Here is a 15,735-nt window from a genome sequence, read left to right as displayed (position 1 = left end):
GAGAGTCAAACGGCATTAACCGATCGAGTTCCAGAACGAACAGTTGTGCCTGGTCAGGCCGTTGACCTGACCGACGCGGCCGAGCGAGTACTCCTGGACGTTGCCGGTGCGGTAGGTCGCCCAGCCCGGGTTGCCGGTGCGGGCGAACGTCGTCCAGTCGCGGATCAACGTCGCCGCGAGCCGCTGCTGGGCCGGGTCGAGGTCGAACATCGGGATGTCGAACAGGTAGGCGAGCTCGGCGGTGTGCGGTGCTCCGCCGGGGAAGGTCTCCGAGAAGAGGTCCTTGAAGTAGCCGAGCGGCGCGGTGCGGTCGGCGAACTCGTAGCCGTACGTCGGCGTGTAGCGGGAGAGCAGCCTGTCGTCGGCGAGCTGGTTGCAGGCCCACACGCTGTCGGTGAGAACCGTGCCGTACGCAAGGCGCGCGGACGCGCCGACGGGGTACTCGGCAGCGATCTTGACGGCCTTCTCCGCACCGTACGCCTGGACCAGCAAACCGTTGTAGTCGAACGGTTCCGGCACGGTCGCGGACGTCAGCCTGCCCTCGTCACGCGTGTTGCCCCAGATCAGCGGGACGCGGTTGAACCGGCCGGACCGCAACGCGTCGACGGGGTTCACCGGCAGCACCCGGTTGCCGGTCACGACCGGCGTCGCGCCGCGGTCGATGGCGGTGAAAGCGCTGGCGGGCAACGACCGCAGGCACACCACGTCCGAGCAACCGAGCTGCGCGGACAACGCCACCGCGTCGGTCTGCGCCGCGGACTTCGAGATCCAGGGAGCACTGGCCGGCTTGCCGTGGATCACGCCGTTGGCACCCCACGTCGTGGAGCAACCGCCACTCTGCGCGATGGCCTTCTGGAACAGGCCATGCGACAGCGGTGACGTCACGTGCGCGCACACGTCGAACGCACCGCCCGACTCACCGAAAACCGTGACGTTGCGCGGATCCCCGCCGAACGCGGCGGCGTTGCGCTGCACCCACTTCAGCGCGGCCTGCTGGTCCTCGATGCCGTACGCGCCCGAGTCGGGCAGATCCGGGTGCCCGAAGAAGCCGAAGAAACCGAGGCGGTAGTTGATGGTCACGACCACCACGTCGCCCTGCACGGCCAACCGGTTCGTGCCGAACCCGGCGCCGGACAGGTAGCTGTTGCCGCCACCGTGGATCCACACCATGACCGGCTTGCGCCCGTGCCGCGAAGGCGTGGTGACGTTGAGGTACAGGCAGTCCTCGTTGGTGCTCGGCGAACCGGCGCCGGCCGACTGGGCACAGGCCGGGCCCGGTTGGGTGGCGTCGCGAGGAGTCGTCCACGGCGTCACCGGCTGCGGCGAACGCCATCGCAGCTCACCGACGGGTGGCGCCGCGTACGGAATTCCCTGGTACTGCTGGTGATCTGCGGCGATGGTGCCGCGCACCGGTCCGGAGTCGGTCCGCACCAGGCCGGTGTCGGCGGCCTGCGCCACCCCGGTCAGACCGGTCAGCAGACTTGCGGCGATCAGCAAAGACAGTCGCTTGCGCACGTTCGTGTCCCCTCAGCAGGAAGCGTTTGACACACGTGCGTCGATCGAAGAACCCGCCGATCGACATCTGGGGATCGCCACATACCGGACTGTCCCGTGCGGCACGATCACCCGCGTGGGATCGATCACCTGGCAGTACGTGGCGGCGGGGGCGCTGGCCGTGGTGTGGCTGTTGTTGCTGGTCCGGCGTCTGGGTCTGCCGTCTCGCCGACAGCGGACCAGGCGCGACGCCCAGTCGCCCGTCTGGTTGTCGATCGTCGGCTGGCTGCTGATCGCGCTGCTCGTGGCAGCGACGGCGGGCGGCGGACTGCTGTGGTTGCTGGGCTGGCCGACGATGCCGAAGCAGGCGGCGTTCAGCACGACCGAGATGCTGGACCTGCTGAAGATCGGACTGGCGGTCGTCGCGGGGTTCGGTGGTGTGGTCGCGCTCGCGGTCAACTACCGCAAGCAGCGCGTCACTGAGGCCGCACACGCGCACAGCCTCAACCAGGAGGAACGCGAGCGCACCAAGCTTTTCAACGAACGCTTCAAGGTCGCCGCCGAGCTGCTGAGCGGCGAGCAGGCCGGTCTGCGCATCGCGGGCGTCTCCGCCATGGCCGGTCTCGCCGACGACTGGGAGGCCCAGCGGCAGATGTGCGTGGACGCGTTGATCGACCAGTTGCGGCTGCACGAGGGCGATGGCCAGACGGCGAACAAGATCTTCCGCGCCCTGCGCGACCGGCTCGGATCACACCGAGAAGCCGGACCGTGGTCGGCACTGAACTTCGACTTCACCGGTGTTCGGTTCGTGGACGCCGACTTCAGCGAGCGGACGTTCGCCGGTGCAGTCATCTTCGACGGTGCCGAGTTCACCGGCGACAACACCTCGTTCGAACGCACCGCGTTCAGGAACACCACGTTGAGCTGCCACGGCACGACGTTCACGCACACCGACGTGAACTTCCAGGACACGTACTTCGACTACGGGGCGATCGAGTTCGTCGGCTGCACGTTCGAGCACGCGATCTTGGACATGCGCCGGATGAACGCGCTCGGACGCGGGATCGACTTCTACCGCAGCACTTTCACCAGCAGCAGCGTCGTCGGGCGGGACATGACGCTGTCCCTGCCGGTCCGGATCGAACGCTGCACGCTCGTCGACAGCACCATCGACGTGCGGACGTTCGAGGCCGGCTTCGAGGCACTGCGGTTCACGAACAACACCACGCAAAACGGCGGGGAGCCCGAAGGACTCCCCGCCGTCACGTCGAGCGAACCTCAGTAGGTCATCGCGATGCCCGGCTCGGCCAGCAGCGCGCCGACGTCCGCCAGGAACTGCGAACCCTGCTGGCCGTCGACCACGCGGTGGTCGAACGACAGAGCGAGCTGGCAGATCTTGCGGATCTTGATCTCGCCGTCGACCACCCACGGCATGTCGCGGATCGCGCCGAGGGCGAGGATCGCGGACTCTCCGGGGTTGAGGATCGGCGTGCCGGTGTCGACGCCGAAGACGCCGACGTTGGTGATCGTGATCGTGCCGTTCATCATGTCGGCCGGCGACGTCTTGCCGTCACGGGCGACTGTGGCGAGCTCGTCCAGTGCCACCGCGAGTTCCTTCAACGACATGCGGTCGGCGTCGCGGACCTTCGGCACCACCAGGCCGCGCGGCGTGGCGGCCGCGATGCCCAGGTGGACGTAGTCCTTGTAGACGATCTCGTTCGCCGCCGCGTCCCACGTCGCGTTGACGTCCGGCGTGCGCCGGGCCGCGAGGATGATCGCCTTGGCGCAGAACGCCAGTGGCGTCAGCTTCACGCCGCGGAACTCCGGCGCGTTCTTCAGGCGCGCGCGCAGTTCCATCATCGGCGTCACGTCGACCGTCAGGAACTCGGTGACGTGCGGTGCGGTGAACGCGCTGTCCACCATCGCCTGCGCCGTTGCCTTGCGGACGCCCTTGATCGGCACCCGGCGTTCGCGCGAGCCGTTGTCCACAGAGGACGCTGCAGGAGCTGCGGCGACCGGGGCCGCCACCGCGGTTTCGACGTCGTCCCGCGTGATCACGCCGTTCGGGCCGGAGCCCGTGAGCGCGTGCAGGTCGACGCCGAGGTCCTTGGCCAGCTTGCGCACCGGCGGCTTGGCCAGCGGCACGTAACCACCCGGCGTCTGCACCGGAGCTGCCACCACAACGGGAGGAGCCACGACCGGAGCAGGAGCAGGCGGGGCCACGACCGCCGCGGCCGGAGCGGCGGCGGGTGCGGCAGGCGCGTCCTTGCGGGCCCGGCGCTTCGCGGCACCCGACTTCGGGCCGTAGCCGACGAGCGTCGCGATGCGCCCGCCCGGCATCTCCTCGCCGATCTTGCCGGACGAGGTGCCGTTCGCCTCCGCCGCAACGGGAGCGGGGGCGGCCGCGCCACCGGGGTCGGTGTCGATCGTGATGATCGGGACGCCGACCTCGACGGTCTGACCGGGCTCCGCGAGGAGCTCGGTCACGACGCCTGCCCACGGGCACGGCAGCTCGACGGCGGCCTTGGCCGTCTCGATCTCGACGATGATCTGGTTGACCGTGACGGTGTCACCCGGCTTCACGTGCCAGGTGAGGATGTCGGCCTCGGTCAGCCCCTCTGCCGTGTCGGGCAAGGGGAACTGCTTGAACTGCGGCATTTCCGGTTGTCCCCTTACCAGGCGAGAGAGCGGTCGACGGCGTGCAGCACCCGGTCGAGGTCGGGGAGGAACTCCTCCTCGAGCTTCGAGGGCGGGTACGGGGTGTCGAAACCGGTCACCCGCAGCACCGGTGCCTGCAACGAGTAGAAGCACTCCTGCTGGACCTTGGCTGCAATCTCGCTGCTGATCGAGGACTCGGACGGCGCCTCGGACACCACGATCAGACGACCGGTGCGACGCACCGAGTCGTAGACCGGTGCGAGGTCCAGCGGCGACAGCGTGCGCAGGTCGATGACCTCCAGCGACGTGCCGTCCTCCGCAGCCGCGTTGGCCGCGTCCAGCGAAGTCCTGACCATCGGGCCGTACGCGACCAGCGTCGCGTCCGTGCCGGGGCGAAGCACCCGCGACTCGAACAGCTTGCCGGGCTGGGCCGTGGTGTCGACCTCGCCCTTCTCGTAGTAACGACGCTTGGGCTCGAAGAACAGCACCGGGTCGTCGCTGTCGATCGCCTGCTGGATCATCCAGTACGCGTCGGCGGGGTTCGAGCACGAGACGACCTTGAGGCCGGCGGTGTGCGCGAAGTACGACTCCGGCGACTCCGAGTGGTGCTCGACCGCACCGATGCCGCCACCGAACGGCACGCGGATCACGATGGGCAGCTTGATCTTGCCCTGGGTGCGGTAGTGCAGCTTCGCGACCTGCGACACGATCTGGTCGAAGCCGGGGAAGATGAAGCCGTCGAACTGGATCTCGCACACTGGGCGGTAGCCGCGGATCGCGAGGCCGACGGCGGTGCCGATGATGCCGGACTCCGCGAGCGGCGTGTCGAGCACGCGCTGCTCACCGAAGTCCTTCTGCAGGCCGTCCGTAATTCGGAAGACGCCGCCCAGCTTGCCGATGTCCTCGCCCATCATGATGACCTTGGGGTTGGCCTCCATGGCCGCCCGCAAGCCCATGTTCAGAGCCTTGGAGATGGTGAGCGTCTGCGGCCCGGCCGGCGCGGCAGCTGTGGAACGGTCCATGGTCGGAGCAGCCATCAGTGCTCACCTCCAGCAAAACCCGAGACGTAGTCGAGGAATTCGTCGCGCTGCGCGTCGAGGACGGGGCTGCCCTCCGCGTACACGTTGCTGAAGATCCGTTCAGCGGGCGGATCGGGCATGTTCGTGCAGAACTCCCGCAGTTCCTCGCCCAGCTTGTCGGCGTCGGCCTCGACGCTGTCGAAGAAGTCGTGGTCGGCCCACTGCTGGCGGACCAGGTAGACCTTCACGCGCTCGATCGGGTCCTTGAGCTTCCACATCTCCAGCTCGTCCGACAGCCGGTAGCGCGTCGGGTCGTCGGAGGTGGTGTGCGCGTCCATCCGGTACGTGAACGCCTCGATCAGGATCGGGCCGTTGCCGTGCCGGCACTCGTCCAGCGCCCACTTCGTCACGGCGAGCGTCGCGAGGACGTCGTTGCCGTCGACGCGGATGCCGGGGAAGCCGTAGCCGCGGGCGCGCTGGTACAGCGGCAGGCGCGACTGGCGCTCGGTGGGCTCGGAGATCGCCCACTGGTTGTTCTGGCAGAAGAAGACGAGCGGCGCGTCGTAGACCGCGGCCCACACGAAGCCCTCGTGCACGTCACCCTGGCTGGTCGCGCCGTCGCCGAAGAAGCACATGGTGGCTTCTCCCTCGTCGTCGCCGACCTTGCCGTCGAACTTCTGGCCCATCGCGTACCCGGCCGCGTTGAGGACCTGGTTGCCGATGACGATCGTGTACGGGTGGAAGCGCTTCTCGACGGGGTCCCAGGTGCCCTGGTCCGTGCCGCGGAAGATGCCGAGCAGCTCCGTCGGGTTGATCCCGCGCGTCCACGCGATGCCGTGCTCGCGGTAGCTCGGGAACGCCATGTCCGTCTGACGCATCGCGCGACCGGCGCCGATCTGGGCCGCCTCCTGGCCGAGCAGCGGCACCCAGATGCCGAGCTGGCCCTTGCGCTGCAACGCGTTCGCTTCGCGGTCGACCCGGCGGATCAGGACCATGTCGCGGTACAGACCGCGCAGTTCCTCCGCCGTGATGTCGATGTCGAAGTCGGGGTGCTGGACCCGCTCACCCTCCGGGGTGAGGAGCTGCACCAGGTCGGCGCCGCCCTCGTCTGTCGCTCGCAAGCCTGCGATCACCTGTTCCGCTGTCGGTTTTGCGGCAGTGGCGGCCGGCGCTGCATCCGGCTCAGGGTGCGTCCATTGCTCAGGGGACGACATGCGCCTTCTCCTCTGTCTACTCCGACCGCCTGATCGCTCGTGACGACCTCGTGCGGCGACGTCGGCGGTCGCCGCCAACCCTGTGGGGCCGGAGGCTGCCGTCGACGGTGACGGTGGCTTACGACCACATCCTGACACGGCCTCACCCGACTTGGTGAGACCCGTCCCACTTCGTAACACACGAGTCAACGTTCTGATCAGCGACAACAGTCGGAGGTTCGACCTTTTGTCCTCCAACTAGGCCGTCCGATTACCGGACGCTGCCGTCCCGGTTACCGATCGTTAACTTAGCTGCGGGCCTCCAGGCAAGAGCCTAAGCACGCGAGCAGAGGCGGAGTCGTGACAGGATCGAGAGGTGGACCGCTCAGTTGTGACCAGCACCGTCAGGACGCTCTGGGACGACGACATCGTCCCGAGCCTGTCTCAGCTCGTCGCCGTACCGGCGATCTCGCCCGCGTTCGATCCCGCCTGGGAAGAACACGGCGAACTGGCCGCCGCGATCGAGCACGTGCGCCTCTGGATCACCTCCAGGAACCTCCCTGGAGCGACCCTCGAAGTCGTCCAACTGGCGGGACGCACGCCGCTTCTCGTGGTCGACGTGCCCGCGTCAGGTAACTCGGGCGACGACACGGTGTTGCTCTACGGACACCTCGACAAGCAGCCCCCGGTGGGCGGCTGGGGTGAAGGGCTCGGTCCGTGGACCCCGGTTCTGCGTGACGGACGTCTCTACGGACGTGGCGCGGCCGATGACGGCTATTCCGGATATGCCGCAATCGCGGCGATCGAGGCCGTGCGCGCGGCGGGTGGTTCGCACGCCCGTTGCGTCGTGCTGCTGGAGACCGGCGAGGAGTCGGGTTCGCCCGATCTGCCCGCTTACCTGGAGCACCTCTCCGCACAACTGGGTCGCGTGTCGCTCGTCGTCTGCCTGGACTCCGGCGGCTCCGACTACGACCGCATGTGGCTGACCACGTCGCTGCGCGGGTTGGTGCAGGTCACGGCCACCGTCCGGGTGCTGGACGGCGGACTGCACTCCGGCATGGCGTCGGGCATCGTGCCGTCGTCGTTCCGGATCGCCCGCGTGTTGCTGGACCGGATCGAGAACGCGGAGACCGGCGAGATCCTCGTGCCGGAGATGCACGTCGAGATCCCTGCCGGACGCCTGGCCGAGGTCCGCGAGGCCGTCGAGGCCGCGCCGGGTGCTCTCTGGGGCGCCGTGCCGCGCGTCGGCGATCTGCAGCCGGTCTCCGAGGACGAGGTGGAGCTGGCGCTCAACTCCGGCTGGCGGCCGACCCTGTCCGTCACCGGTGCCGAGGGTCTGCCGCTGCCGGACGACGCCGGCAACGTGCTGCGGCCGTTCACCTCGCTGGTGCTGTCGTTCCGCCTGCCCCCGACGGCTTCGGCCGCCGCGGCGCTGGAGGCGGTGCGCGAGAAGCTCACCACCGACGTGCCCTACAACGCGACCGTGGAGCTCTCCCGGGTCGAGTCGGCCGACGGCTGGAACGCGCCCGAGCTGGCGCCCTGGCTGTCCGCCGTCCTGGACGAGGCCGGCAAGGAGATCTTCGGCGCACCGTGGCGGACCGTGTCGCTGGGCGGCTCGATCCCGTTCATGGGGCTGTTGCACGAGGCGTACCCCGAGGCCCAGTTCGTGGTGACGGGCGTGATCGGGCCGGACTCGAACTGCCACGTGCCGGACGAGTGGCTGCACCTGGCGCACGCCGCTCGGGTCACCGAGGCGATCGCGCTGGTCCTCGACTCCCATTCCAGGCAGTCCTGACCCCGCTTTTAGTGAGGAAAGACTCAGACAACACCTGGGCCCGACCGGCCGTCCTCCCTGGTGTCCCACACTGGGCCGATGGGCGAACAGGCGGAACGGGCGCGTCTCGCGGAGTCGGACACACCGACTTCGCCGTGGCGGCTGTGGGGGCCGTACCTCTCGGGTCGCCAGTGGGGCACGGTCCGCGAGGACTACTCGCCCGAGGGCGACGCGTGGGCGTCGTTCCCGTTCGACCACGCCCGTGCGCGCGCCTACCGGTGGGGCGAGGACGGCATCGCCGGCATTTGCGACGTGCACGGGTTCATGAACTTCGCGGTCGCCCTGTGGAACGGCAAGGACCCGATCCTCAAGGAGCGGTACTTCGGCCTCACCAACGAAGAGGGCAACCACGGTGAGGACGTCAAGGAGCACTGGTGGGTGACCGACGGGACGCCCACCCACTCCTGGATGCAGGTGGTCTACCGGTATCCGCAGCGGGAGTTCCCGTACGGCCAGTTGCGGGAGATGGCGCGCAACGCCGGCCGGGAGAACCGCGAGCCCGAGCTCGCCGACACCGGGGTGCTCGACGAGAACCGGTTCTTCGACGTCCAGGTCACCTACGCCAAGGCCGAGACGGACGACATCTGCATCGAGATCAGCGCCACCAACCACGGGCCTGAGGACGCGCCGCTGCACCTGTTGCCGCAGCTGTGGTTCCGCAACACGTGGGCGTGGGGGCGGGACCAACGGCCGTGTCAGCTCGTCGCGAGCACCACGACCGGACGCAAGGTCACGGCTGACCACGGCAACCTCGGCCGGTACACGCTGCACCTGGACGACTCGCCGTCGATGCTCATGACGGACAACGAGAGCAACGAGATGTCGCTCTTCGGGGCCGAGCGCAACCCGTCCCCGTGGGCCAAGGACGGCATCTGCAACTACGTGGTGCACGGCAGCACGTCCACGTGTCAGGTCGTGGGGCCGGACGACGCCGGTGCGGCCGGCACGAAGTTCGCGGCCTGGTACTCGTTCGACCCGGTGGAGCCGGGCGAGACGGTGACGATCCGCGTCCGGCTCGTCGGCGGCGACGGGCACCTGGACCCGTTCGGGCCGAGCTTCGAAGAGACCATGAGCGCCCGCAAGCTCGAGGCCGACGAGTTCCACGACGACATCGCGCCGGACACGAGCATCGAGGAGAAGCACGTGCTGCGGCGCGCGCTCGCGGGGCTCATGTGGACGAAGCAGCACTACCGGTTCCGCACGCGCGACTGGCTGGACGGCGATCCGACCAAGCCCGAGGCGCCGTCGAGCCGAAGAACGCCCGAGGCGCGCAACGTGCACTGGCGGCATCTCGACGTCGCCGACGTGATCTCGATGCCGGACGAGTGGGAGTACCCGTGGTTCGCGGCGTGGGACCTCGCGTTCCACACGATCCCGTTCACGCTGGTCGACCCCGCGTTCGCGAAGGAGCAGCTGCTGCTGTTCTGCCGTGAGTGGATGATGCACCCGAACGGCCAGATTCCCGCCTACGAGTGGGAGTTCGGCGACGTCAACCCGCCGGTGCACGCGTGGGCGGCGTTGCAGGTCTACCGCGCGGACGGCAGCAGGGACCGCGGGTTCCTCGCCAAGATCTTCCACAAGCTGCTGCTCAACTTCTCCTGGTGGGTCAACCGCAAGGACGCCGACGGCAGCTACCTGTTCGAGGGCGGGTTCCTCGGCATGGACAACATCGGGCCGGTCAACCGGTCGGCGCCGATGCTGGGCGAGTGGCGGCTGGAGCAGTCCGACGCCACGTCGTGGATGGCCGCGTACAGCCTGCACCTCATGCAGATCGCGCTGGAGCTGGCGCGCGACGACGAGTCCTATGAGGACGTTGCCACCAAGTTCGTCGAACACTTCCTGTCGATCGCGGAGGCGTTCACGCACTTCGGTTCACACGGCCGCGGAATCTGGCACGACGAGGACGGCTTCTGCTACGACCGCGTGTCGCGGCGCCACCCGGACGGTCACGTCGAGTCCGAGCCGGTGCGCGTGCGGTCGATGGTCGGCCTGATCCCGTTGCTCGCGTCGGCCGTCCTCGAACCGTGGGTGCTCAGCGACCTGCACGGGTTCACCAGCCGGCTGGAGCACCTGCTCAAGCGCCGGCCGGAGCTGCGGCAGTTCATCACGTTCCACTACGAGCGCGGCGCGTTCGTGTCGCTGCTCGACGAGGGCAAGCTCAAGCGCGTGCTGCACCGCATGCTGGACGAGCAGGAGTTCCTGTCGCCGCACGGCATCCGGAGCCTTTCCGCGGCACATCGCGAGGGCCTCGAGGTCAACGTCGCGGGCCAGGACCACCGCATGGGCTACGAGCCCGGCGAGTCGCACACGCCGATGTTCGGCGGCAACTCGAACTGGCGCGGCCCTGTCTGGCTGCCGACCAACGCGCTGCTGGTGGAGGCGCTCCGCACGGTCTGCGCGTTCCACGACGGCATGTTCCAGGTCGAGATGCCGACCCACTCCGGACGCTGGGTCACCGCGGGTCAGGTGGCGGACGAACTGAGCGACCGGCTCGTCGGGCTGTTCCTGCCCGACCACGACGGACGCAGGCCGTCGGACGGCAAGCGGATCGAGGCCTCCGAGTCACCCCTTTGGCGCAGGCACGTCACCTTCAGCGAGTACTTCGACGGAGACACGGGCGAAGGCCTCGGCGCGACCCATCAGACGGGCTGGACGGCCCTGGTGGCGGGTCTGCTGACCGAACGAACACGCTGACCAGCACAGTCGTGATCAAATCCTGATCAAGGACACGCTTGCGGATCGTTACTATTCATGCGCAATACGTGAAGAAGTTGTGTGATCTGGCTCAAATCACGCAAGATTCTGCACCCGAACACCTGATTTGACGCAAGATCATTGCAAGGCAGTGGCCTGTAACACCCACGTGCTGTCCACCGCGTCACCCGAGTGGCAGGATCCCGTTCACTCGTCCGCGACAGTTACGAGGAGTGACGCAGTGGCTCGTCGATCCAGGCACGTGCTCGCCCTGCTGCCCGCAGCGGCCCTAGCGCTGACCGCGCTCGCCGGTTGCGCGACGAGCACCAACAGCGGTGGTGGCACCACCGACGGTGGCATCAAGCTTGTCAAGGAAGGCAAGCTCGTCACCTGCACCCATCTTTCCTACAAGCCGTTCCAGTACACCGACGGCGACAAGACGGTCGGCTTCGACGTCGACCTGGTCGACCTGATCGCCGACGAACTGAAGGTCAAGCAGGAGATCTTCGACACCCAGTTCGAGACGATCACGTCTGGCGCGAGCTTCAACGCGAACCAGTGCGACGTCGCCGCGGCCGGCATGACGATCAAGGAAGAACGCAAGCAGGCGATCGACTTCTCCGACCCGTACTTCGACGCCACGCAGGCGTTGCTGGTCAAGAAGGACTCGCCGATCAAGGCGCTGGCGGACCTCAAGGGCAAGAAGATCGGTGTCCAGCAGGACACCACCGGTGAGATCTACGCCAACGAGAACAAGGCCGCCAACGGCTACGAGGTCATCCAGTTCGAGGACCTCCCGCTGATGGAGACCGCCGTGCGCACCGGCGCCGTCGACGCCGCGATCAACGACAACGGTGTGCTCTTCGACTACGCCAAGGAGTTCCCGGACACCACGGTCTCCGCCGAGTTCAACACGAACGAGCAGTACGGCATCGGCATCAAGAAGGGCAACACCGCGCTGACCACCAAGGTCAACGAGGTCCTGAAGAAGGCCAAGGAAAGCGGCAAGTACGACGAGATCTACGAGAAGTGGTTCGGCAAGAAGCCGGAGAAGAAGTAGCTCTCCAACGACGGGGCGGCGGATGACGCCGCCCCGTTCGTGTCCGAACCGAAGCCGCTAGGAGTCAGACCATGGCGCTGTCCAAGCGCAAGCGGGCCGAATACTTCCGGTACTCGCAATACACGCTGCTCGTCGTCATCGCCCTGGTGATCGTGTTCCTGGCCGACTGGGAACAGATCCGCACGGCGTTCTTCAACTTCAAGACGATGGGGGAGATGTTCCCCAACGTCATCGTCATCGCGTTGAAGAACACCCTCATCTACACGGCGCTCGGGTTCGCGTTCGGCCTCGCGCTGGGCCTGGTCCTCGCGCTGATGAAGCTCTCGTCGATCGCGCCGTACCGCTGGATCGCGACCGTCTACATCGAGTTCTTCCGCGGCATTCCCGCGCTGCTGGTGTTCATCGGTCTGGCGTTCGGCGTGCCGCTCGCGTTCCAGATCCAGTTCGACATCTACTCCACGACCATGCTGGCGCTCGGCATCGTCGGTGCCGCCTACATGGCCGAGACGATCCGCGCCGGCATCCAGGCCGTGCCGAAGGGTCAGGTCGAGGCGGCGCGTTCGCTGGGCATGTCGCAGGGCCGCGCGATGATCACCATCGTGATCCCGCAGGCCTTCCGGATCATCCTGCCGCCGCTGACCAACGAGCTGATCCTGCTGACCAAGGACTCCTCGCTGATCTACATCATCGGACTGGCCCGCGACCAGTACGAACTGACGAAGTTCGGGCGGGAGACGCTGAGCCGCAGCCCGTCGCTCACCCCGATCCTCGTCGTCGGTCTCTGCTACCTGATCATCACGTTGCCGCTCGGGTACCTCTCGCGGTACCTGGAGCGCCGCTCCGGCGGAAAGAAGGTGTCCGTCCTGTGAGCGAGATTTCCGTTGAGATCACCGGGCTGAAGAAGTCGTTCGGCTCGTTGGACGTCCTCAAGGGCATCGACGTCACGGTCAACCGCGGTGACGTGGTCTGCATCGTCGGCCCGTCCGGTTCTGGCAAGTCGACGTTGCTGCGCTGCGTGAACCTGCTCGAGGAGCCGAACGACGGCAAGATCGTCGTCAACGGCGTCGAGCTGACCGACCAGGACGTCGACATCGACCTGGCGCGCACGAAGATCGGCATGGTCTTCCAGTCGTTCAACCTGTTCTCGCACCTGAACGTCCTGGCCAACCTCACCGTCGCGCAGCGCAAGGTGCTCAAGCGCGGCGAGAAGGAGGCGCAGGAGGTCGCGCTGCGCAACCTGGCACGGGTCGGCCTGTCGGAGAAGGCCAACTCGATGCCCGCGCAGCTCTCCGGCGGCCAGCAGCAACGCGTGGCGATCGCCCGCGCGTTGTCGATGGACCCCGAGGTGATGCTGTTCGACGAGCCCACCTCGGCGCTCGACCCCGAGCTCGTCGGTGACGTGCTGGGCGTGATGCGCCAGCTCGCCGACGAGGGCATGACGATGCTGGTCGTGACGCACGAGATGCAGTTCGCCCGCGAGGTCGCCGACAAGGTGATCTTCATGGACGGCGGCTACATCGTCGAGGAGGGCCCCGCGGCCGAGGTGATCGGCAACCCGCAGGAGACGCGCACCCAGGAGTTCCTGGCCCGTGTGCTCGACCCGACGCACCACGGCCCGAGCGACCCGGTCTAGTCGCGTGGCGAGGGGGAAGGTCGCCGCGGCGGACGTGCTGCGGGGGCTGTTGGGGGAGAACGAGAATTCCGGTGGTGGCGGGTGGAGGTTGCCTCGGCGCAGGCCGAGCACCCCACCCGTCATCCGCGTGGTGGACCGGGTGGTCACCGACGTGCTCGACCTGCGCGCGGTCGAGGTGCCCTACGTGCTGGAGTTCGAGCGCTGCCAGTTCGAGGGGGCGCCGGACCTGCGGCAGGCGAACCTGGCCGGCATCTCGTTCACCGACTGCGACCTGCCCGGTCTTGAGGCGCGCAACCTCCACAGCGGCAACGACGTCTCGTTGCTCGGCTGCCGCGTCACCGGGCTCACCGACCTGACCGATGCCGAGATCGCGGGCTCGGTCCTGTTGCGGGACACCAGGTTCAGCCTCCCCGGAGGGCTGTGCCTGCACGGCGACCGGTTGACGATCGCCGGCGCGCTGCTCGGGTTCGGCATCCACACCGAGGGCGAGATCCGGCTGGCCGGTTCGCGCATCGGCGGCAACGTCAACCTCGGCAGTTCCGTGCTGCAGAACGCCGACGGCTTCACGTTGAACGGCAACGGCATGCAGGTCGGCGGCAACTTCCTCGGCGCGTTCACCTCGCACGGCGTGGTGTTCCTGTCCAACTCCCGGATCAGCTCGACGCTGTCGTTGAGCGGCGCGATGCTCTCGCGCGGTTCCGACTTCGCCGACAGCAGCGACCCGCACGACGACCCGTCGGCGACGCTGATCCTCGACCGCGTCGACGTCTCCGGTGACCTCGAGCTCGACCGCGGTTTCACCAGCCAGGGCACCATCCGCGCGGTGAACGCGAAGATCGGCGGCACGTTGTCGCTGGCAGATGCCGTTTTGGACGCCGTGTCACCGCCCGCCGCCGGCACCGACCCGACCGGCTCGGGCCGCGCGCTGCACGTCGACGGCGCGGAGATCGGCGGTGACGTCGTCGGCCGCGGTGTGCAGATCAAGGGCCAGCTGCGCATGGTGGACACGCACGTGCGCGGCAGCATCACGATCGAACGGGCCGCTGTGGACAATCCGGCCGCGGATGCCGTGCTGGCCAACCGTTCCCAGATCGGCAGCAACTTCGTGGTGCGCGAGTCGGAGATCTCCGGTGGCCTGGAGCTGCGCGGCATCACCGTCGGCGCGAACCTCGACCTGCGCGGCAGCCGGTTGATCAAGCCGGGCAAGTACCGGCACCAGCCGCGCGAGAAGCCGTCGCTCGACATCGGCGGCGCCACGATCGGCCGCGACCTCATCTGCGCACGCGGCGACAAGGAGTTCGTCGCGCATGGCGGCGTGCGCTGCCGTCGCGCGGTGATCGGCCGCATGGCGAACTTCAACGGCGCCGTGCTCGGGTACAAGCTCGACAGCCACGCGTTGAACGCCATGGGCATGCAGGTGCAGGAGCTGATGCTCAACGTCGTGTCGCCGCCCAAGGGTCTGGTGACGCTGCGGCAGGCGCGTTGCACATCGTTGGACGACAACGAGAACTTCTGGAACGCCACCGGTTTCATCGACCTCGACGACTTCCGCTACGACTCTCTCGCGTACCCGATCGACCTGCGCGACGACGACCAGGTGCAACAGCGGTTGCGCTGGCTGCGACAGGCGATGCGGCGCAGCTACCACCCGCGCCCGTACGACCAGTTCGCCGAGATGCTGACCGCGGCCGGCAACGAGGAGCACGCCTCGACCGTGCTGATCGAGAAGCAACGCCTGCGGTACCGCGCGGTCGCCGAGGGCATGCGGTTCTTCGGTCCGTTGGTGCTGGTGTGGAGCTTCCTGCAACGGTCGATGGTCGGCTACGGCTACCGCCCCGCGCGCGCTCTGGGGTGGCTGATCGCGGCGTGGGCCCTCGGCAGCATGTGGTTCCAGTTCAAGGGGCCGCTGGTCGAGATCAACGCCGACGACCACCTGCCGTGGAACGCGTGGCTCTACACGATCGACCTGGTGGTGCCGATCGTCGACTTCGGCAACAAGAACCGCTGGCAGACGCCGGGAGCGTCGCAGTGGATCGCGTCCGGGCTGATCGTGACGGGCTGGGTGCTGGCGACGACCGTGGCGGCCGGTCTGACCCGGATGCTCAAGCGGTAGAACGCCACCATCGGGGTATTTCGCCCGGTGATGAACG

At 67.8% G+C, this 15,735-nt stretch carries 11 protein-coding genes; 7 read left to right on the top strand and 4 right to left on the bottom strand.

Annotation, left to right across the window (positions count from 1 at the left end; translation table 11 throughout):
* Nucleotides 1-15: 15 nt before the first annotated feature.
* On the bottom strand, nt 16-1,515 hold the full coding sequence (locus ACIQF0_RS19550) for a carboxylesterase/lipase family protein (protein ID WP_401031075.1): 1,500 nt from the start codon (nt 1,513-1,515) through the stop codon (nt 16-18).
* Nucleotides 1,516-1,630: 115 nt separating this feature from the next.
* Here ACIQF0_RS19550 and ACIQF0_RS19545 point away from each other — a divergent pair, with 115 nt between their 5' ends.
* Nucleotides 1,631-2,779 (top strand): hypothetical protein, encoded by a 1,149-nt coding sequence (locus ACIQF0_RS19545; RefSeq protein ID WP_401031073.1) that lies wholly within the window; start codon nt 1,631-1,633, stop codon nt 2,777-2,779.
* On the opposite strand, the gene ACIQF0_RS19540 is transcribed toward ACIQF0_RS19545, so the two are convergent.
* The 3 genes from ACIQF0_RS19540 to pdhA are packed head-to-tail and all read right to left on the bottom strand — an operon-like array spanning nt 2,773 to nt 6,385.
* Nucleotides 2,773-4,152: a dihydrolipoamide acetyltransferase family protein gene (locus ACIQF0_RS19540; RefSeq protein WP_401031071.1), complete on the bottom strand. Its 1,380-nt coding sequence runs from the start codon at nt 4,150-4,152 to the stop codon at nt 2,773-2,775. The two genes, ACIQF0_RS19545 and ACIQF0_RS19540, sit on opposite strands and share 7 nt — an antisense overlap.
* Nucleotides 4,153-4,166: 14 nt before the next feature.
* Nucleotides 4,167-5,189 (bottom strand): alpha-ketoacid dehydrogenase subunit beta, encoded by a 1,023-nt coding sequence (locus ACIQF0_RS19535; protein ID WP_360040518.1) that lies wholly within the window; start codon nt 5,187-5,189, stop codon nt 4,167-4,169.
* On the bottom strand, nt 5,189-6,385 hold the full coding sequence (gene pdhA, locus ACIQF0_RS19530; RefSeq protein ID WP_360040515.1) for a pyruvate dehydrogenase (acetyl-transferring) E1 component subunit alpha: 1,197 nt from the start codon (nt 6,383-6,385) through the stop codon (nt 5,189-5,191). The genes ACIQF0_RS19535 and pdhA overlap by 1 nt, the downstream gene beginning before the upstream one ends.
* A gap of 355 nt (nt 6,386-6,740) precedes the next feature.
* On the opposite strand from pdhA, the gene ACIQF0_RS19525 reads away from it, so the two are divergent.
* The 6 genes from ACIQF0_RS19525 to ACIQF0_RS19500 all read left to right on the top strand — a co-directional run bounded on the left by ACIQF0_RS19525 (nt 6,741) and on the right by ACIQF0_RS19500 (nt 15,698).
* Entirely contained in the window at nt 6,741-8,159 is a 1,419-nt protein-coding gene (locus ACIQF0_RS19525; RefSeq protein ID WP_401031068.1) for a M20/M25/M40 family metallo-hydrolase, read from the top strand.
* Nucleotides 8,160-8,237: 78 nt separating this feature from the next.
* Complete coding sequence (locus ACIQF0_RS19520; RefSeq protein ID WP_401031066.1) at nt 8,238-10,892, top strand: MGH1-like glycoside hydrolase domain-containing protein; 2,655 nt, start codon at nt 8,238-8,240, stop codon at nt 10,890-10,892.
* Between the two features lie 241 nt (nt 10,893-11,133).
* Complete coding sequence (locus ACIQF0_RS19515) at nt 11,134-11,952, top strand: ABC transporter substrate-binding protein (RefSeq protein WP_360040506.1); 819 nt, start codon at nt 11,134-11,136, stop codon at nt 11,950-11,952.
* A gap of 71 nt (nt 11,953-12,023) precedes the next feature.
* Nucleotides 12,024-12,821 (top strand): amino acid ABC transporter permease, encoded by a 798-nt coding sequence (locus tag ACIQF0_RS19510; protein ID WP_401031063.1) that lies wholly within the window; start codon nt 12,024-12,026, stop codon nt 12,819-12,821.
* Complete coding sequence (locus ACIQF0_RS19505) at nt 12,818-13,585, top strand: amino acid ABC transporter ATP-binding protein (RefSeq protein WP_401031061.1); 768 nt, start codon at nt 12,818-12,820, stop codon at nt 13,583-13,585. Before ACIQF0_RS19510 ends, ACIQF0_RS19505 begins: the two co-directional genes overlap by 4 nt.
* Before the next feature lie 4 nt (nt 13,586-13,589).
* Nucleotides 13,590-15,698, top strand: coding sequence for a hypothetical protein (locus ACIQF0_RS19500; RefSeq protein ID WP_401031059.1), 2,109 nt, complete (start codon nt 13,590-13,592; stop codon nt 15,696-15,698).
* Nucleotides 15,699-15,735: the final 37 nt, after the last annotated feature.

The organism is Lentzea sp. NPDC092896 (genome assembly GCF_044754905.1).
GTDB lineage: Bacteria > Actinomycetota > Actinomycetes > Mycobacteriales > Pseudonocardiaceae > Lentzea.
Note: the sequence above shows the minus strand (reverse complement) of the source record. Positions and strands in the feature narration are given on the sequence as shown.

Bases quoted from the DNA above. Each gene is read 5' to 3' on its own strand.
- ACIQF0_RS19510 (WP_401031063.1), top strand. From the start codon at position 12,024: ATGGCGCTGTCCAAGCGCAAGCGGGCCGAATACTTCCGGTACTCGCAA.
- ACIQF0_RS19535 (WP_360040518.1), bottom strand. From the start codon at position 5,189: ATGGCTGCTCCGACCATGGACCGTTCCACAGCTGCCGCGCCGGCCGGG.
- pdhA (WP_360040515.1), bottom strand. From the start codon at position 6,385: ATGTCGTCCCCTGAGCAATGGACGCACCCTGAGCCGGATGCAGCGCCG.
- ACIQF0_RS19540 (WP_401031071.1), bottom strand. From the start codon at position 4,152: ATGCCGCAGTTCAAGCAGTTCCCCTTGCCCGACACGGCAGAGGGGCTG.
- ACIQF0_RS19520 (WP_401031066.1), top strand. From the start codon at position 8,238: ATGGGCGAACAGGCGGAACGGGCGCGTCTCGCGGAGTCGGACACACCG.